The organism is Niastella yeongjuensis (assembly GCF_900110245.1).
Classification (GTDB): Bacteria; Bacteroidota; Bacteroidia; order Chitinophagales; family Chitinophagaceae; genus Niastella; species Niastella yeongjuensis.
The window spans coordinates 590,706-612,613 of the sequence record NZ_FOCZ01000001.1 but is presented as its reverse complement, the minus strand read 5'-3'; the positions used below and the strand labels follow the sequence as shown (position 1 = coordinate 612,613).

The 21,908-nt window shown below is 43.7% G+C and carries 21 protein-coding genes; 17 read left to right on the top strand and 4 right to left on the bottom strand.

The window, feature by feature from the left end; all coding sequences use genetic code 11:
- The first annotated feature begins 81 nt into the window (after positions 1-81).
- Positions 82-663 carry a porin family protein gene (locus tag BMX95_RS02810; protein ID WP_081198939.1) on the top strand — a complete coding sequence of 194 codons (582 nt, stop codon included), beginning with the start codon at positions 82-84 and terminating at the stop codon, positions 661-663.
- A gap of 56 nt (positions 664-719) precedes the next feature.
- Here BMX95_RS02810 and BMX95_RS02805 read toward each other — a convergent pair whose 3' ends face one another.
- Positions 720-2,867 (bottom strand): S9 family peptidase, encoded by a 2,148-nt coding sequence (locus BMX95_RS02805; protein WP_081198940.1) that lies wholly within the window; start codon positions 2,865-2,867, stop codon positions 720-722.
- Positions 2,868-3,002: 135 nt separating this feature from the next.
- Between BMX95_RS02805 and BMX95_RS02800 the strand changes: the two genes are divergently transcribed.
- On the top strand, positions 3,003-4,028 hold the full coding sequence (locus BMX95_RS02800) for a 2-oxoacid:ferredoxin oxidoreductase subunit beta (protein WP_081198941.1): 1,026 nt from the start codon (positions 3,003-3,005) through the stop codon (positions 4,026-4,028).
- A gap of 751 nt (positions 4,029-4,779) precedes the next feature.
- Here BMX95_RS02800 and BMX95_RS02795 read toward each other — a convergent pair.
- Positions 4,780-5,670, bottom strand: a complete 891-nt coding sequence (locus tag BMX95_RS02795; RefSeq protein ID WP_081199872.1) for a cupin-like domain-containing protein — start codon at positions 5,668-5,670, stop codon at positions 4,780-4,782.
- A 166-nt stretch (positions 5,671-5,836) separates the two neighbouring features.
- Here BMX95_RS02795 and BMX95_RS02790 point away from each other — a divergent pair, with 166 nt between their 5' ends.
- Positions 5,837-6,454 carry an L-threonylcarbamoyladenylate synthase gene (locus tag BMX95_RS02790; RefSeq protein ID WP_081198942.1) on the top strand — a complete coding sequence of 206 codons (618 nt, stop codon included), beginning with the start codon at positions 5,837-5,839 and terminating at the stop codon, positions 6,452-6,454.
- 33 nt (positions 6,455-6,487) lie between these two features.
- A complete protein-coding gene (locus tag BMX95_RS02785; RefSeq protein WP_081198943.1) occupies positions 6,488-7,090 on the top strand; it encodes a GNAT family N-acetyltransferase in 603 nt (200 codons plus the stop codon).
- A gap of 222 nt (positions 7,091-7,312) precedes the next feature.
- Here BMX95_RS02785 and BMX95_RS02780 read toward each other — a convergent pair whose 3' ends face one another.
- A complete protein-coding gene (locus tag BMX95_RS02780) occupies positions 7,313-7,912 on the bottom strand; it encodes a ribonuclease HII (protein WP_081198944.1) in 600 nt (199 codons plus the stop codon).
- An 86-nt stretch (positions 7,913-7,998) separates the two neighbouring features.
- Between BMX95_RS02780 and BMX95_RS02775 the strand changes: the two genes are divergently transcribed.
- From BMX95_RS02775 to BMX95_RS02730, 10 genes are all read left to right on the top strand, one after another.
- Positions 7,999-8,631 carry a Crp/Fnr family transcriptional regulator gene (locus BMX95_RS02775; RefSeq protein WP_081198945.1) on the top strand — a complete coding sequence of 211 codons (633 nt, stop codon included), beginning with the start codon at positions 7,999-8,001 and terminating at the stop codon, positions 8,629-8,631.
- Between the two features lie 232 nt (positions 8,632-8,863).
- Entirely contained in the window at positions 8,864-9,658 is a 795-nt protein-coding gene (locus BMX95_RS02770) for a sulfite exporter TauE/SafE family protein (RefSeq protein WP_081198946.1), read from the top strand.
- 90 nt (positions 9,659-9,748) lie between these two features.
- A complete protein-coding gene (locus BMX95_RS02765) occupies positions 9,749-11,167 on the top strand; it encodes an MBL fold metallo-hydrolase (protein WP_081198947.1) in 1,419 nt (472 codons plus the stop codon).
- 94 nt (positions 11,168-11,261) lie between these two features.
- On the top strand, positions 11,262-11,831 hold the full coding sequence (locus tag BMX95_RS02760; RefSeq protein ID WP_081198948.1) for a YeeE/YedE family protein: 570 nt from the start codon (positions 11,262-11,264) through the stop codon (positions 11,829-11,831).
- A gap of 10 nt (positions 11,832-11,841) precedes the next feature.
- Positions 11,842-12,369 (top strand): DUF6691 family protein, encoded by a 528-nt coding sequence (locus BMX95_RS02755; RefSeq protein WP_177193672.1) that lies wholly within the window; start codon positions 11,842-11,844, stop codon positions 12,367-12,369.
- Positions 12,370-12,734: 365 nt separating this feature from the next.
- Complete coding sequence (locus tag BMX95_RS02750; protein ID WP_081198949.1) at positions 12,735-13,430, top strand: twin-arginine translocation signal domain-containing protein; 696 nt, start codon at positions 12,735-12,737, stop codon at positions 13,428-13,430.
- 125 nt (positions 13,431-13,555) lie between these two features.
- A complete protein-coding gene (locus tag BMX95_RS02745) occupies positions 13,556-14,539 on the top strand; it encodes a c-type cytochrome (RefSeq protein ID WP_081198950.1) in 984 nt (327 codons plus the stop codon).
- A 22-nt stretch (positions 14,540-14,561) separates the two neighbouring features.
- A complete protein-coding gene (locus BMX95_RS02740) occupies positions 14,562-14,978 on the top strand; it encodes a DsrE family protein (protein ID WP_081198951.1) in 417 nt (138 codons plus the stop codon).
- A gap of 189 nt (positions 14,979-15,167) precedes the next feature.
- Positions 15,168-16,253, top strand: coding sequence for a COX15/CtaA family protein (locus BMX95_RS02735; protein WP_081198952.1), 1,086 nt, complete (start codon positions 15,168-15,170; stop codon positions 16,251-16,253).
- A 96-nt stretch (positions 16,254-16,349) separates the two neighbouring features.
- Positions 16,350-18,596: a patatin-like phospholipase family protein gene (locus tag BMX95_RS02730; protein WP_081198953.1), complete on the top strand. Its 2,247-nt coding sequence runs from the start codon at positions 16,350-16,352 to the stop codon at positions 18,594-18,596.
- On the opposite strand, the gene BMX95_RS02725 is transcribed toward BMX95_RS02730, so the two are convergent.
- Positions 18,586-19,488 (bottom strand): diacylglycerol/lipid kinase family protein, encoded by a 903-nt coding sequence (locus tag BMX95_RS02725; RefSeq protein ID WP_081198954.1) that lies wholly within the window; start codon positions 19,486-19,488, stop codon positions 18,586-18,588. The genes BMX95_RS02730 and BMX95_RS02725 overlap by 11 nt on opposite strands.
- 241 nt (positions 19,489-19,729) lie before the next feature.
- On the opposite strand from BMX95_RS02725, the gene BMX95_RS02720 reads away from it, so the two are divergent.
- The 3 genes from BMX95_RS02720 (at position 19,730) to BMX95_RS02710 (ending at position 21,867) form a co-directional block, all read left to right on the top strand.
- On the top strand, positions 19,730-20,242 hold the full coding sequence (locus BMX95_RS02720; RefSeq protein WP_081198955.1) for a hypothetical protein: 513 nt from the start codon (positions 19,730-19,732) through the stop codon (positions 20,240-20,242).
- Between the two features lie 533 nt (positions 20,243-20,775).
- Positions 20,776-21,282 (top strand): hypothetical protein, encoded by a 507-nt coding sequence (locus BMX95_RS02715; protein WP_081198956.1) that lies wholly within the window; start codon positions 20,776-20,778, stop codon positions 21,280-21,282.
- A gap of 132 nt (positions 21,283-21,414) precedes the next feature.
- Positions 21,415-21,867, top strand: coding sequence for a hypothetical protein (locus tag BMX95_RS02710; RefSeq protein ID WP_081198957.1), 453 nt, complete (start codon positions 21,415-21,417; stop codon positions 21,865-21,867).
- Positions 21,868-21,908: the final 41 nt, after the last annotated feature.

The window sequence follows — 21,908 nt, the reverse complement described above, 5'->3', positions numbered from 1 at the left end:
ATTGATTAACAGGTTCATTGATCAGCAGCCTGCAAACTGGCATACGCTTTGAAAACGGAGGGGCAATAAACACCTTCAAACATGAAAAAGTATGTTTTGCCCTTTGTTTTGTTTTGCCTGATTGCGTACAGTTCTCACGCTCAAAAAATGACACCCGGTATAAAAGGCGGACTTAATATTACTGATGTTACCAGCTTCAATGGTGACAACAGATTGAGTGGACATGTGGGTTTGTTTTTGCATAGCCGCATAACCTCCAAATGGGCTTTTCAACCTGAAATATTATATTCAGGGCAGGGCCAGCAGTTCCCGGTGGGCCTCAGAGATGAAGCGACGCTGGCACTTAGTTATATCAATATTCCGCTTATGTTCCAGTTTTATCCGGTAAGACAGTTTTATGTAGAGTTTGGTCCGCAAATAGGGTTTTTATTATCAGCAAATAGTAAGAATGATGAGGATAAGGTTGAAATTGATGAATGGTTTAAAAAAGTGGATGGGGCCATTTGCTTTGGTGCAGGTATACAGGTTACGCCGATGTTAGGCTTTTATGCCCGCTATAACGCCGGTATTGCTGATATTTCAAAGAACAACAACGGACTTTTAAATAACCGCGACCATTACAACCGAGTAGGTCAGATTGGCATTGCTGTAAAGCTGAAATAATTTCAATAAAAGTTATAGGCAGCATTATGAGTAATTCATAATGCTGCATTTTTAAATTAGTTGATCCAGCGTTCAAAAAACTCCCAGGTGCGTAACATTTGATCAATGCGTTGCCGGTTGTCGCCACTCCGGGTTATTTCATGCGTGGCATTGGGATGCCGTACATATTCAACCGGGCGGCCCAGTACTTTCAGGCTCCGGTACAACATTTCGCTTTCAACAAAACCGGTGCGGCGGTCATTATCGCCATGAAAGATGATATAAGGCGTGGTAATGTTCTGTACATAATTGATCGGTGATTCCCGTTGAAGATTTGCCTTTGTTGCTGCCTCCCAGGGATAGCCGCCAAAATAGTTGGGTACCAGCCGCCAGGCATTTCCTTCCCCAAAGAAAGTGTTGAGGTCATATACGCCCCGTTGCGAACAGGCCGCTTTAAAACGATGATCATGGGCTATGATCCAGGCTACAAGATAACCGGCATACGATCCGCCGGTAACAACCAGTTTTGAAGTATCGGCCCAGCCTTCGGCAATGGTTTTATCTAAAGCGGTTAATACATCGCTGGTTGGGCCCTTACCCCAGTCGTTGATATTGGCTCGCAGAAAATTCTCGCCATAGCCGCCGCTACCACGGGGATTACAATAAACAACACCATACCCCTTGCTACAAAAGAACTGGTATTCGTGCCACATGGTGTTTTCGCCCGGTCCCCACATAGCTGAAGGGCCGCCATGGATCTCCAATAATAAGGGGTATTTTTTGCCCGTTTCATAGTTAACCGGTTTCATTACCCAATACTCTACCGTCATGCCTTTGTTATTGGTAAATGTTTTTTTTTCAGGCAAAGAGAGCTGTCTGGCTTGCACCCAGGGCTCATTAAAATTACTGATACGCTGTGCGTGCTGGCCACTGGCGTCTGCCAGGTACAATTCAAAGGGATTGGCTGTTTCGGTTTTCACAAACACCAGCTTGTTATTGAGCACGTCAAAACTGCTGATGCCGCTGTTATAATCGGTTAACTGTTCAACCTTCTTAGTGCTTATGTTCAATTGGTACAGGGGAAAGCCTCCATTGCTGGGTGCTGTAAAATAAAGGTATTTCTCATCGGCACTCCACAACAGGTCGTCCTTTGACCGATCGAAGGGCAGTATGATCATATCTTTTGCGGTACCATTTACAGGCATAATGGCCAGTTGCGGAATTTTAACCTGGTTAATGCCTGAAAACTGAAAGGCCAGCCATTTGCCGGAAGGGGAGAGGGTGGGCGTGATATATTGCTTCCCTTCTTCACCCAATATTTTGCGAAGCTGACTGCCATCAGCATTTGACATAAAAATCTCATTCTCCTGCGAGCGGTTGGGATGTTGTAAGGAATCTACATCACCCGAAAGGATGAGCTGTTTTCCGTCTGGCGTAAAATCAACTTTCGAAAAGGAATAAAATCCATGGGTTACGGCAGTGGGAACATCGCCGGGTTGTATACCGGTAACAAAATAAATATTGAAATTGAGATCGCCATTGATATTACGTTCGTCCTGAAAATTGAGCTTGTTCATCACCCGGGCCTTTTTATCGGTAACGTTGTTGTTTAGATAAGCTCTTACTTCTTCCAACGTACCATCGGGATCGGGTTTGGCCTGGCTGGTTTTCAATTGTTCATTATGTGTAAAGCCTGGTTTTTCCAATGGCCATTCGGGAATGGCGCTTTTGGCGTTCAGGATAGAATCCTTTAAAAGATCTGGGAGGGGAATATTGGCCGTAAAGAGAATTTGTTTGCCATCAGGGCGCCATTTAGGGGTACCGGCGCCATACTTATACTTCGTCAATTGTATGGCCTCTCCCCCGTCGAGCGAAAGCAAAAAGATCTGCGGCTTGTTATCTGCCGTTCTCACAAAAGCCAGTTGCTTACCATCGGGACTCCAGGCGGGTTGAGAGGCGCTTTCTTTGGCCGTTAACTGCCGGGGTGTTGCATTGCCTTCAGTGGAAACCATCCATAGCTGGCTTACGTATTTATATTCCAGCTTACTATCGCCATCATTTTCTATAGTTGTTACGGTAAAGGCGGCCTTACTGCCATCGGGAGAAAGGGTGATGCTGCCGATGGATTGTATTTTGAGCATATCTGTAACGGAAACAGCCTGTTTGGTTTGACCCAGCATTTTGAGCGAAATGAGCAGCCAAATGCACGTCATAAGTCTTTGCATGATAAGGAGTTTTGTAACTGAATGTATGAATTCATGAATATTTGGCGCTACCGCTTATATATTAACAATTTGAGCGATGAATAAGGGTTGTTCATTTTCGCTTAATTGCGATAATTTTGTGCTAATTATATATCTATGAGTGAAACTACAATACCCGCTCTAACGCCGAAAGATTTTGCCACCGACCAGGAAGTACGGTGGTGCCCTGGATGTGGAGACTACTCCATTTTGGCGCAAGTGCAGAAGATTATGCCGGGTCTGGGACTTCCCAAAGAAAACATTGTAATTATTTCTGGTATCGGCTGCAGCAGCCGCTTCCCTTATTATATGAACACGTATGGTATGCACTCGATCCATGGCCGGGCTACAGCCATTGCCAGCGGATTGAAAGCTGCACGTCCGGAATTAAGCGTCTGGATCGTTACCGGTGATGGGGATGGCTTAAGTATTGGTGGTAACCACACCATCCACTTGCTGCGCCGCAATTTTGATGTGAATGTGATGCTGTTCAATAATCAGATCTACGGGTTAACCAAAGGTCAGTATTCACCCACATCGGAAAAGAATAAGGTGACCAAGTCAACGCCATTTGGCAGTATCGATCATCCGTTCAACCCACTGGCACTGGCCATGGGCGCCGATGCTACGTTTATTGCGCGTTCAATGGACCGTGATCCTAAACACCTGCAGGAGTTATTGATTAGAAGTCATAAACACAAAGGGGCTTCCTTCCTCGAGATCTATCAAAACTGTAACATCTTTAATGATGGCGCTTTTGAACAGTTCACAGAAAAATCTACCAAACTCGATAACACCTTATTCCTGGAGCAGGGCAAACCGTTGATCTTTGGTGCGCAATGTAACAAGGGTATTAAGCTGGATGGTTTTAAACCGGTAATTGTTGACCTGAACGAAGGCGCTTCTGCCGATGACCTGTGGGTGCATGATGAAAGGGATTTCTATAAGGCGCAGATACTGGTACGCATGTTCGATGATCCTCGTATAGAAGGTCATTTGCCTCGTCCGTTTGGCGTGTTTTACGAAGCTGATCGCCCCTGTTATGAAGATGTAATGCAAATGCAGTTGGATGAAGTAATGGCAAAAGGTCCCGCCAGCCTCGACAAATTATTAAGAGGTAGAGAAACCTGGACTATTGCGTAAGCGTCAAAAGCGCACATTCCGATAATATAACAGATACGCATATCTTTTAAGCTCCCCGATTTCGGCCAGGCCGGCATCGGGGATTTTTTATTTCTAACCTGTACCAGTGGTGGTAGTTAGCATAAGTATATAAAAAAATGGAGCCAGCGATGGATATCGCCGGCCTGTGCTTACCTCTGAAACCACAAAAAGAAAGAAGTTAAGCAATATGTTGTGATACAATAAATTTAATGATAGTGGGGTTCAATGGATGATGGACAGAATGGGTGTATATAAATAAGAAGGTGATATATCGGTACATGCAGGCTTAAATGCTGTTTGCATGTCAGGGATTAACCCCCTTCTACGGTTTAGTAAATTAAAGCTGGCTGCTTATACGGAGTAAGAGCAGTTAGTTTCAGTTACTGGTACAATCTTTTTTGCAGTTTCTAATTCACAAATGGTCAGCAACACGTGATCAGGTAAACAGAGATAATTAAAAAGGGTGGCGGACAATATATGGCACGAACAGGTTAATATTCGTACTTAAAATAGTTCTATTTATTAAATGGAAATTGGAGTGGTTGGAAATCGGGAGATTGGATTAGTACTTAGTGGGCGTTGCCGGTGAGAATATTAATTCAGCACATAGCCCGGTAAAAATAAAGACTGTTTTCTATAAAATCAATATTTTTCTTAAAATTTTTTAATGTCTGGTCAGCCAGCTTATTTTCTTAAGTTGGATCAAATCACACTTAAAATATCGGGCATATTAGTATCTCACATCAGAGGCTTCCAATTCCTTTTCTGCTGCCTTCAACAGGCTGGTTTTTTTATACGCATACCACCATTTGGGAGCCGTTCTCTTCATCAATGTATCGATATTACGCATCCCGATCAAATTCCAGGCGCCTCTCAGCTTGCCACTGATTGAAGCTTGTAAAGCCCTCAAACTCATTGCAAAACCACTGTCAAGGTATTCCATGTGATGCCAGTAACCAGCAGGCATGAACAGGGTATCGCCGTGGTTCAGGATCACCTCATACCCTTTGGCCAGCTTCAGGGCAGGAAACTGAGTATAGTCGGGATTGCCGTTTTTGTAATAGTTCGAAAAATCGGCCAGGCTCAAAACCTCAAAAGGCTTGCGGTAAAGCTTATGTTGCTCTTCGAAGGGGAATAACAGCACCCGCTTGCGGCCGGTAAACTGGGTGTGCAGAATGTGCGACATGTCGATGTCGAAATGCATGTGCGTAATGCTGGTGGCACCGCCAACAAATAACATGGGGTATTTTTTAACGAATCCCTTCATTAAATGATCAGGCCAGGTAAAATCTTCCGTTAGCTGTGGTGCATGATCAAAAATATTGAAGAGAAAAATACGCCAGGCGGCCGGCCCCTTACTCACCATGTCGACGTACTCACCAAAAGTTTTGTAATCGTCAGCTGTGTTGATGGGGGTGAAAGCGTCACTCTTAATGTTGTTGTACAGCCCAACTCTTTTACTACCTACTATTTCTTTAAAATAATCCCAGTTCCATTTGGTTAAGGCTGGCCAGTCTTTGGCCATTTTGGTAATAACAACTGGTTTCAATGGCAGATAGTAACGCTGCTGAAAGTCTTCTGCGCCGATGTGGTCAACGCGGTCAACAGGTTGTAGTTGCATGAAATTAGTTTGCTCAAATTTAATATTAAATTCATTTTCGGCGCATGAAGTGGTGCTGAAAACATGTACGGCTTTAACATTTATATAAATAATCACATGTTTAAACAGGGCGCATAAATTGCCTGTAAGGTTATGAGACTTTAGTTAAAAAGTATAATTTGCCGTTATGTTGTTACATCTTCATCCAGAAAATCCCCAACCGCGTAACATTTCCACTATCGTGAAAGTTTTGTCGGAAGGCGGAATAATTATATATCCAACCGACACGATCTATGGTTTGGGCTGTGATATTTTTCAGCACAAAGCTATCGATCGCATTTGTCGCATCAAAAATATCGACCCGCAAAAAGCGCAGCTTTCGTTTGTGTGTTACGATCTCAGCGATTTGAGCCGGTATACAAAAAGCATCAGCACCCCCATGTATCGCTTGTTGAAGCATTACCTGCCGGGTCCATATACTTTTATTTTACCTGCCAGTAAGGAAGTTCCCAAGATCCTGCAAAGCAAAAAGAATACCATCGGGCTACGCATTCCCGATAACCTGATTGCCCGCACTATTGTAAAAGAACTGGGGCATCCGATCCTGAGTACGACCTTACCTGGTACCATGGTGGAAGAGTATACCGATCCCGAGCTCATGCACGATAATTTTGAAAAGCTGGTTGATGTGGTGGCTGATGGCGGTATTGGCGGCATGGTCCCTTCCACCGTTATCGATTGTACCGGCGATGAACCGGTATTGATCCGCCAGGGAGCAGGCGAATGGGAAAGTCAGGAGGTGTGAAATGGAACCATATAAAAATTGCCTATAAATAGTATGAGTACAGACTATCAAAAATTCTTCCCTGATCATTTTACGCTGGAAACACCCCGGGTATTATTGCGATTAATGACGCCTGCCGATTATGAGGCATTTTTGCCCCTTGCCAAAGACAAGGAGATCTGGCGTTATTTTCCACAGGACCTCAGTAATGAACAGGAGTTATCAGCCTGGATGCAAAAATTATTTAATGAGAGGGAAGCAGGCCTTAGAATGCCGTTCACCGTTATTGACAAACATTCCAACGAAATTGTGGGCAGCACCAGTTACCTGAGTATTTCATTGTACGACAAGCGACTTGAAATAGGAAGCACCTGGCTGGGTACTTCGTTTATAGGAACGGGTGTGAACCGCCAGGCGAAGTTCGCCCTGTTGTCATTTGCCTTTGAGGTTATGAAAATGGAGCGGGTAGAAGTAAAAACCGATAACCTGAACGAACGAGCCAAAGCAGCCCTGCTGAAAGTGGGCATGAAGCCAGAAGGGATTTTACGCAGCCATATGCTCATGCATGATAACCGCCGACGCGATACCATTTATTTCAGCATCATCAGAAGTGAATGGGAAGAACGGAAGATGAACTTTTTCCCGGAAATGATATAAATTATTAATCCCGTCTTCCCGACTGGTCGGGAGACGGGATTAATATCATTACAACTTAAAATCATCTGTTAACTGTTCAAAACTGCTATATACAAAAGCGCGAAGGTCATAAGCAAAACGTCATGGGGAGCCTTTTTGTTCATGCCGGTGACGCCTTATTTTTTACGGATAAAAAATAGACTGACGACAATCAGTAAAGTTTAAATAACCGGGAAAATGAGGTTACATATCCAGCTCAAGCTGATTGCTGGTTAACGAGAAGGAGCGGCGGTGATAAGGGGTAAGCCCAAACTCTTCAATGGCTTTTCGGTGTTCAGCCGTGCCATAGCCTTTATTGGTGATCCATTTATACTGCGGAAAATCGGGATGCAGGTTACGCATAAAATCGTCACGGTAAGTTTTGGCGAGAATACTGGCTGCCGCAATGGAGGCGTATTCCGAATCGCCTTTTATAATACACTGGTGGGGAGTGCGTTTGTATTTAGTGAACCTGTTGCCGTCGATGATGAGAAATTTCGCTTTGGTCTTTAACTTTTCAATGGCCAGGTGCATAGCCTTAAAGGAGGCGTTTAGGATATTAATACGGTCAATTTCCTCATGATCTACACTGGCTACCTGGTAACTGATGGCATGTTTTTCAATAAAACTCCTCAATTCATACCGGTCTTCTTCATTCACCTGCTTGCTGTCGTTCAGCTTTTCGTGGTAAAAACCCTCCGGTAAAATAACCGCAGCGGCAAATACCGGTCCTGCCAAACAGCCGCGACCTGCTTCATCGCAGCCGGCTTCAACAAGTTCAGTTTGGTAGAAAAGTTTGAGCAAGTTTTTTATTTGAGCCCAAAAATAAGGGATGCCTTTATTTAAATATTATTTATCAACTTTGTTTTTTTACACATCACATTCCCAATATGGAATTAAGCACAATACCGCTCGCGTTTCCAGCTTTTGAAAAAGAATTGCAACTTGAAATACAGGAGCAGGGGGAGATCCGTTTTTTCAAAACAGATGAGCAATTGATGCGTACCGGCCAGTATTTCCGGTCAACCATGCTGATCCTGAACGGACTGGTGAAAATTTACCGGGAGGATGATGATGGCAATGAGTTCTTCATGTACTACCTGCAACCAGGCCAGGCATGCGCATTATCTATGGTGTGTGCTGCGGAGCATAAAAAAAGCGCCATAATGGCAAAAGCGGCAAAGGATACAGAAATTATTGCCATACCATTGGAGTATATGGAAGAATGGATGGGGAAATATAAAAGCTGGAGTCAATTCGTGATCACTACTTATCGTTCCCGCTTTGAAGAATTACTAAGCACCATCGACCATATTGCCTTTCGCGGCATGGACGAGCGCCTGGAATTCTACCTGAAAAAACACCAGGAGACCCTGGGTACTAATCTCATTCCGCTCAATCACCAGGAAATTGCCAATGAACTCAATTCTTCCCGGGAAGTTATTTCACGCCTGCTTAAAAAAATGGAACAATTTGGCAAGGTAAAGCTCAATCGGAACGCTATTGAAATTATTCAATTGTAATTCGAATAACTTAAAGAGCATCGAACGTTTGTCTTGATTCATTAGAAAACATTTTTAATAGAACTGTTTTTGTAAGAAGCTTTCTTTATACAACAAAAACATATTTGATGGCCAGCAACCTTATTGTGACCTTCGTCACCTATCATGCTTTTAATTTGCCGCATCTTCACCCAATGATTGCATGATCATGTTAAAACCTGTCTATTGTTGTTTTACCGAATTATTTATTTAAATGGAAATAGCCGGTTATTTAGCAGCCGTATTAATTGGCGTGTCATTAGGGTTGATAGGTGGCGGTGGTTCAATACTTACCGTACCAGTATTTGTGTACCTGTTGCATGTGCATCCGGTATTGGCCACCACATATTCCTTATTTGTAGTAGGCAGTTGCAGCCTGGTGGGCAGCGTTCGCTCTTACTATAAAAAACTGATCGATTTTCAGGTGGTAATGTATTTCGGCCTGCCCTCGCTGTTATCGGTATTTGTTGTACGGCGGTTTGTGTTACCCATGATCCCCGATCATTTATTCAACATTGGAGAACTGGCCGTTACCAAAGGCGTCTTTTTGATGGTATTGTTTGCTTTATTAATGCTGGCTGCCGCTGCCTCTATGATAAGATCAGCCGGCAAACCACCAACACCCGGAATTAATAAAGAACGAAAAAGTGGACTGCTGATCCAGGGATTATTGATTGGCGCAGTTACCGGTTTACTGGGCGCAGGCGGTGGCTTTTTGATCATTCCGGCCCTGGTGTTGATCAGCAGACTGCCTATGAAGATAGCAGTGGGTTCATCACTGACCATTATGGCCATTAGTTCTTTCTTTGGGTTTTTCAGTACACTGTCGCATTATAATATAAACTGGCCGCAGTTATTGTTGTTTACAGTTATTGCAGTGTTGGGGATTTTTGCAGGGACCGCATTCTCAGATAAAATACCCGGCCAATCGTTAAAAAAAGGATTTGGGTGGTTTGTACTGGCAGTTGGTTTATTTATATTGGTGCACGAGTTGTTCTTTTTTAGTTAAAGTAATAGCGTTAAAACGCTTTGTGATAAAAGTCATATTCTATTAAAACCATTATACAGATATTACGTTGATTATTTAAACAGCATTGTTATGAGGATAGAACAAATTTATACCGGTTGCCTGGCACAAGGAGCATATTACATCGAAAGTGAGGGAGAAGCAGTGGTGATTGATCCGTTGCGTGAAATAGACCCTTATGTTCAAAAAGCCAATAGAAATGGTGCCACTATAAAGTATGTTTTTGAAACGCACTTTCATGCTGATTTTGTTTCGGGCCATCTCGATCTGGCAAAAGCAACCGGTGCAACCATTGTATATGGCCCTACCGCCACGCCTTCGTTTAAGGCTCACATTGCAACCGATGGTGAGATTTTTAATATAGGCAACATCACAATTACAACCCTGCATACACCTGGCCATACTATGGAAAGCACTTGTTATCTATTGAAAGATGAACAGGGTGTTGCAGTTGGTTTGTTCAGCGGTGATACGTTGTTCATTGGCGATGTTGGCCGTCCTGATCTGGCGCAAAAAGCGAATCACATTACCCAGGAAGATCTGGCTGGTTTATTATTCGACTCGCTGCGTAATAAGATCATGCCCCTTCCGGATACTTTGACGGTTTATCCGGCACATGGCGCTGGTAGTGCCTGTGGCAAGAACATGAGTAAGGAAACTACCGATACATTAGGTCATCAGAAAGAAACGAACTACGCGTTGCGTGCCAGCATGACCAAAGAGGAATTTATAAAAGAAGTTACAGAAGGATTAACTGCGCCTCCTCAATATTTTCCTTTGAATGTGCAATTGAATAAACAAGGGTATGAAAGCATTAATGAAGTATTGAAGAAAGGTACGCATCCATTGGGCGTGGAAGCTTTTGAAGCAGCCGCCAACGAAACCGATGCGCTTATACTCGATACCCGCGACCCGCAAACATTTGCAAAAGGATTTATTCCCAATTCAATCAATATTGGCATCGATGGCAATTTTGCGCCCTGGGTTGGTGCACTGATCCCTGATATTAAACAAACCATTTTGATCGTAGCAGAAGAAGGCCGTCAGCAAGAAGTGGTAACCCGCCTGGCCAGGGTTGGTTACGATTATGCCATTGGTTATTTGGAAGGTGGTATTAATGCCTGGAAAAAAGCAGGAAAAGAAATTGATACTATTACTTCCATTTCAGCAACTGAACTGGCAGCCATTCAGGAAGCTGATGCCAACATAAACGTATTGGATGTACGTAAGCAAAGTGAGTATGAAGCCGAACATATTAAGTGTGCGGTAAATGCCAGCCTCGATTACATCAACGACAGCATGCAGCAGGTAGATAAAAACAAAACCTGGTATGTACATTGCGCCGGCGGTTACCGGTCCATGATCTTCATATCCATCCTGAAAGCGCGCGGGTTCGATAACCTGATAGATATAAAAGGCGGATTCAAAGCCCTTAAAGAATCAGGAAAGTTTGCGATAACAGATTTTGTTTGTCCAAACACAATGTTGTAACCGCACCTCATAAAAAATCAGTAACTTATAGCTGTGTGATTAATGTCGCACAGCTTTTTTTATTAAAGCCCCATCTTTACAAAAATTATTCATCATGCAATTCCTTGAATGGATTAAACAGCCCTGGCCCTGGTATGTGGCTGGCCCGTTGATAGGGTTGGTTGTTCCGCTGCTGTTGATCATGGGTAATAAATCATTCGGCGTTTCTTCTTCATTACGACATATTTGTGCCGCCTGTATACCGGCTGATATTCCTTTTTTTAAATACAACTGGCGTAAAGAAACCTGGAATCTGTTTTTTGTAACTGGTATTTTGTTGGGCGCCATCATAGCTACACAGTTTTTAAATAGTGGTAAACCCATAGCGGTTAATCCCAAACTGGTGAGCGAACTGGCGCAATATAAAATTCATAATTATTCCTCTATCGTTCCTGTAGACCTGTTTAACTGGCCGGCGTTATTAACAGCGCGTGGATTTATCTTACTGGTTGTAGGTGGTTTTTTAGTGGGCTTTGGTACGCGATATGCCGGTGGTTGTACTTCGGGCCATGCCATTATGGGGCTTTCAAACCTGCAGTGGCCTTCCCTGGTAGCAACCTGTTGTTTTATGATTGGTGGGTTTATTACTGCCAACCTTATTTTACCTGCCATCTTAAGCCTGTAAAACATTGACTATGGAAACAAAAGAAGAAATGACACAACCTGTAATAGTAAAGGAAGCCAATACCGATTTTGAAGTACGATCGCTGGATACTATTTGTATCAATGAATCGCGTATAGAGCATTCGTGGTGGCACTTGTTGAAATATTTAGTTGCCGGCTTGTTGTTTGGTATTCTGTTAGTTAAAGCAGAAGTGATCTCCTGGTTCCGTATTCAGGAAATGTTTCGCTTGCAAAGTTTTCACATGTACGGGGTAATTGGTGCTGCTGTAGTAACGGGCATGATTTCAGTTTGGCTCATCAAAAAATTCAAGGTTAAAACAATATATGGCGAACCTATTGACTTGCATCCCAAGCAATTCAATAGGGGACAAATCTATGGCGGCTTATTATTTGGCGCCGGCTGGGCATTGACCGGCGCATGTCCCGGCCCATTGTACGCCTTAATAGGAACAGGTGCTACCGTGATAATTGTTACTTTAATAAGTGCTATTGCAGGTACCTGGGTGTATGGCCGTTTGCGCGAAAAATTGCCACATTAATTTGGTGGCTAATATGTAATATGACTATCTTTAATCTGGATTTAATGTGACTGATCATACCAACCTATCTGAGCAGCGGGGATTCCTTCCTTGTAATGGTCCAATATATAGTTAACCTCGTCCTTTCTATTATTTTGAATAAATAAGCATTCCCTTTAGAACCCAGCCGTCACCATTCTACTGAATAACCAAGTCGGGTATTAATTACACTGCGGAATTATTTGTACCAACACAGGATGTTGCGTCGCATTGTGCCTACTCCATGAATGAGTTGAACCAGCAGTCCATGCCGGCATGTTAACACGCCTGTACCTGTGTGATATGTATTTCAGTCTTCCTTTTCAATAACTAAAATTCGACTGTATATGCAAACCAATAATTCTAATTCGGGATCACGTCGTGACTTTATAGGTAAACTTGCTGTAGGCGCAGCTGCGCTTGGTACAGCCTCCCTGGCTCCCTTTCAAACTCAGGCCATACCTGAACTGGCCAACCATGAATATGCCGATTCTGAAGAATGGTTTAATAAGATAAAGGGTAAACACCGCATTGTGTTTGATGCTACACAGCCGCATGAAATGATGCCATTTGCCTGGCCAAAAGTTTTTTTACTAACAAATGCTGCTACGGGCACGCCTGAGAAAGATTGCAGTGTAGTAGTGGTGCTTCGGCATGATGCAGTTGGTTATGCTTTACAAAACGAAATGTGGGAAAAATATAAATTGGGCGAAATCTTCAAAGCCAATGATCCGCTCACAAAAGCACCCGCTACCCGTAACCCGTTCTGGAAACCCAAACCCGGTGATTTTAAAGTGCCTGGTTTAGGCAACGTGGCTATTGGTATAAATGAACTGCAGGATAGTGGGGTTATGTTCTGTGCTTGTGAAATGGCCATAACCGTTTACAGCGCCGTAGCAGCAGACATGATGAAAATGGATGCCGCAGCTATTAAAAAAGAATGGCTTGGCGCTGTACTGCCCAACATACAGGTAGTGCCTTCAGGTGTTTGGGCATTGGGCCGCGCACAGGAACATGGCTGCACGTATTGCTTTGCCGGTTAGGAATATACCCTAACGTTTTCGATAATCCCCTTTCTTAACCCCGTCTATTATACAGGTATTATGTTGCATGCCGGGTTACTGCCCGGTATGCAACATTACTGTTACAACGATCTGCTTGTTATATCATGAACCGTAAATTGTTAATTGCATTATTGGCGATAGGAGTACCGGTTGCTTTTTGGGTGAATATTAAATACCGGGTACCGGAAAATGTAAAACAAAAAACAGCCGCGTTGGCATCAGCTGCACCCGAAATGCCCTGGCAGCCACCTGATAGTAATACTATCCCGAATACGCCGGCAGGTAATCAGGTCCGCTATGGTCGCGATCTCATTGCCCGTACCTCCTGGTACCTGGGCCCAAAAGGAACGGTAGCACATATATCCAATGGAATGAACTGCCAGAATTGTCACCTGGCGGCTGGTACCAAACCATGGGGTAATAACTACAGTGCCGTAGCCTCCACCTACCCTAAATACCGCGACCGCAGCGGCAGCGTAGAATCTATTGAAAAAAGAGTGAACGATTGTCTGGAAAGAAGCCTAAACGGAAACGCATTGGACAGCAACAGCCGCGAAATGCAGGCTATTGTGGCCTATATGCATTGGTTGGGTACCGGGGTGGCAAAAGGCAAAAAGCCATTGGGCTCAGGAATTAATTCATTGAAAAACCTCAACCGGCCGGCTGATCCAGGCAAAGGAAAAATCGTGTTTATCGAAAAATGCCAGCTCTGCCATGGAGCCAATGGCGCAGGAGTGCGCGATACAGCAACAGGTGTTGGTTATGTGTTTCCGCCATTATGGGGGCCCGACAGTTATAATATTGGCGCCGGATTGTTCCGGTTATCAAGGATGGCCGGTTATGTAAAAGACAATATGCCGTTTGGTGTTTCATACGGTAAATCTCAGTTAACAGATGAACAGGCCTGGGATGTGGCCGCTTTTATAAATTCACAACCGCATCCGCATAAAGACCTGTCAAAAGACTGGCCGCAGAAAAACAGCAAACCAATTGATTATCCCTTTGGTCCGTATGCAGATAGTTTTTCGGTTCAGCAACATAAGTACGGTCCGTACGACCCTATAGCATGGGCTGCTAAGAAAAAATAACCTCACTTTTAAATCAACGGGTATGATTACAAATAAAATGTTGATCGTATTGCTGGCGCTGATGCCGGTATATACGCTTGCACAAACCGGGACGTACAAGGTAATTTTTGATATAACCAGCGGTGATACCGCTGCCTACAAAACAGTGATCAGACAAGTACGGGGTATATCACAGTCGCGGCCAGACGCCCAGCTGGAGGTGGCCATTTATGGTGATGCGCTGCCAATGGTCATGAAAGACAAATCCAATATTGCCGATGCTATTCAGGAACTAAGCAGTAACAAAAAAGCCAGTTTTAAAGTTTGTAATGCCACCATGAAGCGGAACAACATCGATAAAAGCCAGTTGTTACCCGGAGTAGATGTAGTACCGGATGCTATTTTCGAAATTGTAACCAAACAACAGGAAGGGTGGGGGTATATTAAGGTAGCACATTAATTGAGTAGTGGCATAATTGTGTTAAAAGACAGTTACAGGTTTCAGGTGGCAGGTTACAAGGAGAGAACCTGTATTTGCCCTACAACCTGAAACCTGCAACCTGGAACTTGCTCTTAGGGATCTTAAAGCTGAACCTTCTCCTTTGTTTCTTGGTTTCTTGTGGCTTTTGGGTATTACCTTTGCGCCGCAATGAATACCATATCTAATGAACAACGGGCCAACCGGGCAGTATCCAACTGGATATTTTTAGGGGTGATCATGTTATTGGTGCAGGTGGTATTGGGGGGAGTTACCCGCCTAACCGGTTCGGGCTTATCAATTACCGAATGGGACGTAGTTACCGGTGCTTTACCCCCGCTGAATGAACCTCAGTGGCTGGAAAAGTTTGCCAAATACCAACAATCGCCCCAATACCGGTTGCTGAACTCCGATTTTACCCTCTCCGACTTTAAATTCATCTTTTTTTGGGAATGGTTTCACCGCTTGTGGGCCCGGCTGATTGCCGTAGCCTTTGTAGTGGGTTTTGTATACTTGCTGGCGAAAAAGTATATAAAAAAGGAGATGGTAAAGCCCCTGCTCACCCTTTTTGTTTTTGGCGCCTTGCAGGGAGCCATTGGCTGGATAATGGTAGCCAGCGGATTGACGGGTGATGCGGTGTATGTACGCCCCACCAAACTGGCCATGCATTTTATTTTTGCCCTCGCTTTGATCAGTTACGCTTTCTGGCAGGGATTACAGATAAAAGTGCCTGCCGGCAAACGCATCAATCTTCCCGGTATACATAAATGGTCGTGGGCCCTGATTATTCTCTTATTTGTACAATTGATCTTTGGCGCCTTAATGGCAGGTCACAAGGCGGCCACTGCCGCGCCTACCTGGCCTACCATCAATGGCAGTTGGGTGCCTGCAGGAATGCTAAAAGAAGAGCCGGTAACCCTTAATTTTTTTGAGAATAAAATCACCATCCATTTTGTGCACCGGGGACTGGCGTACGCGTTATTAATTTTGATAATAATTTATTCCACAAAAGTTTTCCGCATACAATCAAACAGTGAAATATTTACCCGGGCCCGTCGTATACCACTGATACTGGTAACCCTACAGGTATTATTAGGTATTCTATCGGTGTTAACCAGTACCGGCATAATACCCAGCCATTGGGGAACGTTTGAATGGCTGGCACAGTTACACCAGATTACGGGAATGTTATTACTGCTGAGCCTGGTTGCCATGTTGTTTCTCACCCGGCAATCATTCTTTAAGCAACCTTCATAATCTTGGCACTGTCTTTTCGTTTAAGTAGTATATTGGGAATGGAGCCGGTTTACTCCGGCCGTTCGCGTTTAAGACTATTTTAATGCCAGGGTTAGTATGAAACTTTTTTTGAAAGGAATATATCACTCTTTTCCGGTACAACTGGTGATGCTGCACTTTAAGAAATTTCAGGTGTTGCTCATCTTTTGGTTTGTTTTGTTCAGTACGGTGAACGGTACCTTTATGAAATCATTCGGCGCTGATTCCCTTTACCTGGCGCCGGAATACCTGGGAAACGTAAGCATGCTGGCTGCCCTGTTCGTGGGCCTCGCCATTGGCGTGTTTATTATGAGCTGGAATATTACCACCTTTATCCTGTTCAGCCGCCATTTTCGCTTTCTGGCTACCACCAGCAATCCTTTTTTGAAATATTGCGTTAACAATGTGATCATACCACTTGTATTTCTGCTTTTTTATTTCTTAAGGGCAGTGGAATTTGAGCGAAACAAAGAACTGATGACATATGGGGAAATTACCCTGTTGGTGCTGGGATTTTTGAGCGGTTTGATCCTGATCGTGGTTATTTCCCTTTTCTACTTTTTCAGGGCCGATAAAAATATCATCCGGCGGCTTACCCCGGTGATCAGTAACCCCCAGTTATTCAAGGCGCAATTCAAAAAAGAAGAAATGCGGCTCAACCAAAGCCGGTTAATAAAAGTAGAAACCTACCTGAACGCGGTGCTCAGGATCAAAAAAGTGCGCGACGTTTCGCACTACAGCCGGGAGTTTATTGAAACCATCTTTAGCCGGCACCACTTTGCCGCAGTGGTATCTATTTTCATTGCTTTTATTGGGCTTATTATCATGGGCTTTTGGTTAGACAGCCCCCTGTTTCAGTTACCTGCCGCCTCAGGCATTACCCTTTTCTTTGCTATTTTGATTGCCGTGTCGGGCGCCTTCTCTTATTTTTTGCAAAGCTGGAGCATTCCCTTCCTGGTAATGTTGTTTGTTGTAACAAACGTATTATACCGCTACGAAATAATTGATCCCAGTAATAAAGCCTACGGCCTGAATTATAAAAACAAGGCGGAACGGCCTTTATATGATTCCGATAATTTGTTGTCGTTATGCACACCGGAAAAAATGGAGCACGATAAACAACAATTCATTTCCATATTGGAGAACTGGAAAAAGAAACAAGCCGAAGCAAAACCATTGATGTTTGTGATCACTACCAGTGGCGGGGGCAATCGCAGTGCTACGTATACCATGAATGTGCTGCAACACCTCGACAGCATGACCCATGGCGATTTAATGAACAAAACTGTGCTTATTACCGGTGCTTCGGGCGGAATGCTGGGCGCTACCTATTTCCGGGAATTGTGCCGGGAAAGGTCGGCTGGTAAGCCTATCAATGTGCAGGATAAAATGTACCTCAACGATATTTCAAACGACCTGTTGAATCCGTTGTTTACCTCATTTGTGGCCCGCGATCTGGCGGCGCCGGCACAACGGTTTAAAGTAGGCCCGTATGAATATATAAAAGACCGTGGCTATGCTTTTGAACAAAAGCTGAATGCCAATACAAGGGGCATGCTGAACAAACAGTTGAAAGACTGGTACGAAGATGAAAAGAATGCCCGCATACCATTGATGTTGTTTAACTCGGTGGTTACGCGCGATGGCCGTAAAATGGTCATCAGCACCCAGCCCATCAGCTTTTTAATGCGGCCTGCTTATGATAGCATCCATTTAACAGATGCGGACCCCGATGCCGTAGATTACCAGGCCTTGTTTGCCAAACAGGATCCCCTGAACCTGCGCATGCTCACCGCTATGCGCATGAATGCAACCTTCCCCTATGTGTTGCCCAATGTGTGGTTACCCAGCGAGCCGGTGGTTGATGTAATGGATGCAGGTTTGCGAGATAATTATGGCCAGGAAACTGCCCTGCGTTTCATACAGGTATTTCAGCAATGGATCCGTGACAACACCGCCGGGGTGGTGCTCATCCATATCCGTGATCGTAAGACGGGCGGGTGGGAACATCCCTATGAAGCTACCAACATAACAGAACTGGCCACCAAACCCATGTTATTGCTTGAATATAACTGGTATAAAATGCAGGAGTATAGCCAGAACGACATGATGGGGCTTGCCCAGTCTATATTGGGTAGTTACTTTAACAATGTTACTTTCGTATACGTGCCTGAAAAAAATGAAGCCCGGGCGGCTTTAAATTTCCATCTCACCAAAAGCGAGAAGAAAGATATTGCCAGTGCATTGAGCAGTCCCGGTAATCAGCAGGCGTTTTCCAAATTTGGCCAGTTAATAAAAACTTCCCATTCACTTACTATACGTTAGCCGCATGTATTAATTTAAAATAATGCGGTAAAACTTTTATATGCAGGTTCCGCTGGCATTCCCAGGGCTCCCCGTCAATATGTATAGGCGCTTCGGCCGGGTTGCTGATGGTCAGTTCATCGGTTTGAAAATAGATCACCGGCGAGTTCATGGAGTTTTCAATACGCCTGATACGGCCAGTCAATACCTGTCGCATAACGGTTAACAACAACAGGGGTTTTGCTATTTTCTTTACGATCACCACATCAAGTAACCCATCGCTTAAAATAGCCTGCGGGGCAATAGTGAAGTTATTGCCAAATTGATTGCTGTTGGCTATACTCAGGAAGAAAGCCTCTGTAGAAAATTCGAGTTTATTGGCATTTACCCGGAACGGGAAAGGTTTGGCGCGTAAGAAATGGCGGGAAGTCAACGAAACATAGGTGCCCAGTCCCCTTTTGGGTTGATCGGCAAATTCGTGAGCTACCTGGGCATCAAACCCCAGTCCACAAAGCATGCAGGCAAAATGTTCATTTACCATAAAACCATCGGTTAAAAGGGCTTTACCGGTAAAAACGATCTCCAGGGCTTTTTTACTGGCTTTTGGAATGCCGGCTGCCAGCGCCAGTCCATTGCCCGAGCCCATGGGAATAATACCGAATTGCACTCCGGTGTGCGCCAGGGCTTTAACTACCTGGTTCACCGTTCCATCGCCACCGCAGATCACTACATCAGTTACCTGCTCCTTTTCTATTTTTTCCTGCACAAAATCATAGTTGGCGTCGGCCGTTGTGGGCAGTATTTCAAAGGGTATTTGGCGTTTTTGGGTTTCCCGGGCAATCAACTCTTTTAAGGAAGATTTGCCTTTGGTACCGGAAATTGGGTTAATAAGATAAATAATCTTTCGCTGCATGTTGTCTAATTACAAAGGGCAAAGATAATCCCCCAAAGGTTCATGATAGGTTAACTTTCTTCTTTTTGCTGACAGGCGTCCATTTTCGACAAACGGCCTTTTTACCTGCCAAACGCCACAATTGCCTTTTTTTAAACGGTTGCCGAAAAGCTGCCAGGTTCATCTAATTTAAAAATTGCCTGGTCAATAAATAAGTTGCTTTGTTATGTAGAACGTTAATCTTACATCAAATAATATAGCCATGAAAAATGTAATTGTAACAATCAGTATCGCGGCGGTCCTGATAACCGGGTCTGCAACTGCCCAGCAGGTAAACCGGCCTTTGGCAACAGAAGGCATGCAATCATTGCAAATGAATACCCGCAATATCAGCAGGGTGCATGTACGAGCCATGCGCGATTTCTTAAAACGCGATAAAACAGCTTCTAATGTTGATTGGATGATTGTTGAAACCGGTTACGTAGCAAGGTATACCGATAAGAGCAACAGCAATTGCAGAACAGTTTACAACAACAGAGGGGATTTTGTTTATACCATTAGACAGTATTACGAAAATAAAATGCCGCGCGATATCAGGAGCATCGTAAAAAGGGAGTATTACGATTACACAATTACCCTGGTGGAACAAATTGAAGAAATGCGAAAACCGCTTGTTTATGTAGTTCACCTGGAAGATGCCACTACGTTAAAGAATGTACGCGTAAGTGAAAGGGATATGGAAGTAATGACAGAGTACATGAAAAGCAAGCCCTGATAAGCCAGTCAGATCGGTGTAGTGACCAAAACAGCTTCAGGCTACAAGCCTTGAGTCGCAAGCAATTAACACTCTTTCTTTGCTTGATGCTTACAGTTTGTAACCTGGAGCTGTATTATTTTATGCCCATTCTCCGCAATGATTGAAAATAAGGTTGTAACATAACTTACCGCAGCAGCGTCCTACTTAAAAAATAAAAACAATGCTACAACCCAATATAATTAATCATTATGCGTTTGTGCAGCGGAGTTCTCAAATAAGCGTTATTGATACATATTCAGATTACCGCGATTGTTTTTCCATAATTCCCAATTAACATAACCTTAACCGCAAATAAGTAACGCGCTGAAACATTTCGCAAATGCTGTTCAGGAGCGGTTCAGGAACACAAAAATTTGTCGTATTAACAATTAAACTATTCAAGGGCTAAAAATTAGCTTATCATGTTGCGGGCTCCAATACCATTTCGAAACAACCGCTTATGTAAGCAAATAAATTGCACTGGATTGTTTAACCTTAAATAAAGTATAGCAATGAAAAAAATAATTATGGCCACCAGTTTATCTGTGTTGGCATTAACGGGATGTGCTTATTCCCAACAGGGACATACACTGGCAGCTGCCAGTGTGAGCTCATCATTTAAGCCAAACAGCCATTATTTGAACGATGTAAACATCCGGGCAGTACGTGATTTCGTAAGCCGGTATGGTGATGCAACAGATGCGGCATGGCATAGAAGTAATGATAATTACATAGCGGTGTTTTATAAAGATAGTATACAGCACCGCGTTATATATACCAACCGGGGCGACCTGAGTTATATAATGAAGTATTATGAAGAAAACCGTATGCCACGCAATATACGTGCACAGGTAAAAAGCACCTACTTCGATTATAAGATCTATGTGGTACAGGAAATAGAAACCCCTGAGCACCCTGCCGTATACATTGTAAATCTTCAGGGCGATACCGACTGGAAAAAAGTAAAACTCTGCCAGGGCGAAATGGAAATAATGGAAGAATTCAGAAAGGGAAAATAAGCCGGTTGACAACAGCTAAAGCATTGTTAATGCACGTTTAATACAGGCATGGGGCTTTAACATACCCTTTGTAAACGACATACGCTGTTTTCCATCTATTACAGTATAAAAACAAAATGGAGGAAACAGATTATGAAAAAGATTTTTACACTTGCAGCCATCCTGTTTAGCATAACAACGTTTGCAGCTCCTGGTCCTAATGACAGTAAAGTAGCTATCCGCAGTAATAGCGACGCTTATATACAGGTATATATCGATGGTAAACAATACAACGTAAATCAAAATGGGTTTGCCTTTGATAATATCAGATCAGGCCGTCACCAGATTGAAGTATATAAGATAGATAACTATGGCAGGTTCAGGAAACGTCCACAAAGAGTGTATAGCAATGTAACCTTTGTTAAACCCTGGGAGTCCCTGAACATTAACATCGACCGTTCTGAATGTGTATTGGTACAGACCCGTTTAGACCGCGATGACCACCGGGGTGGATATAATGGTGGTGGATACGACAGAGGTGGATATGACAGAGATTACGGCCGTGGACCGGTTTATAACGACCGCGATGACCGCAACAGACACTAAGCTCTATTACAGATAACCAATGGCCCTGACGGTAACGTCGG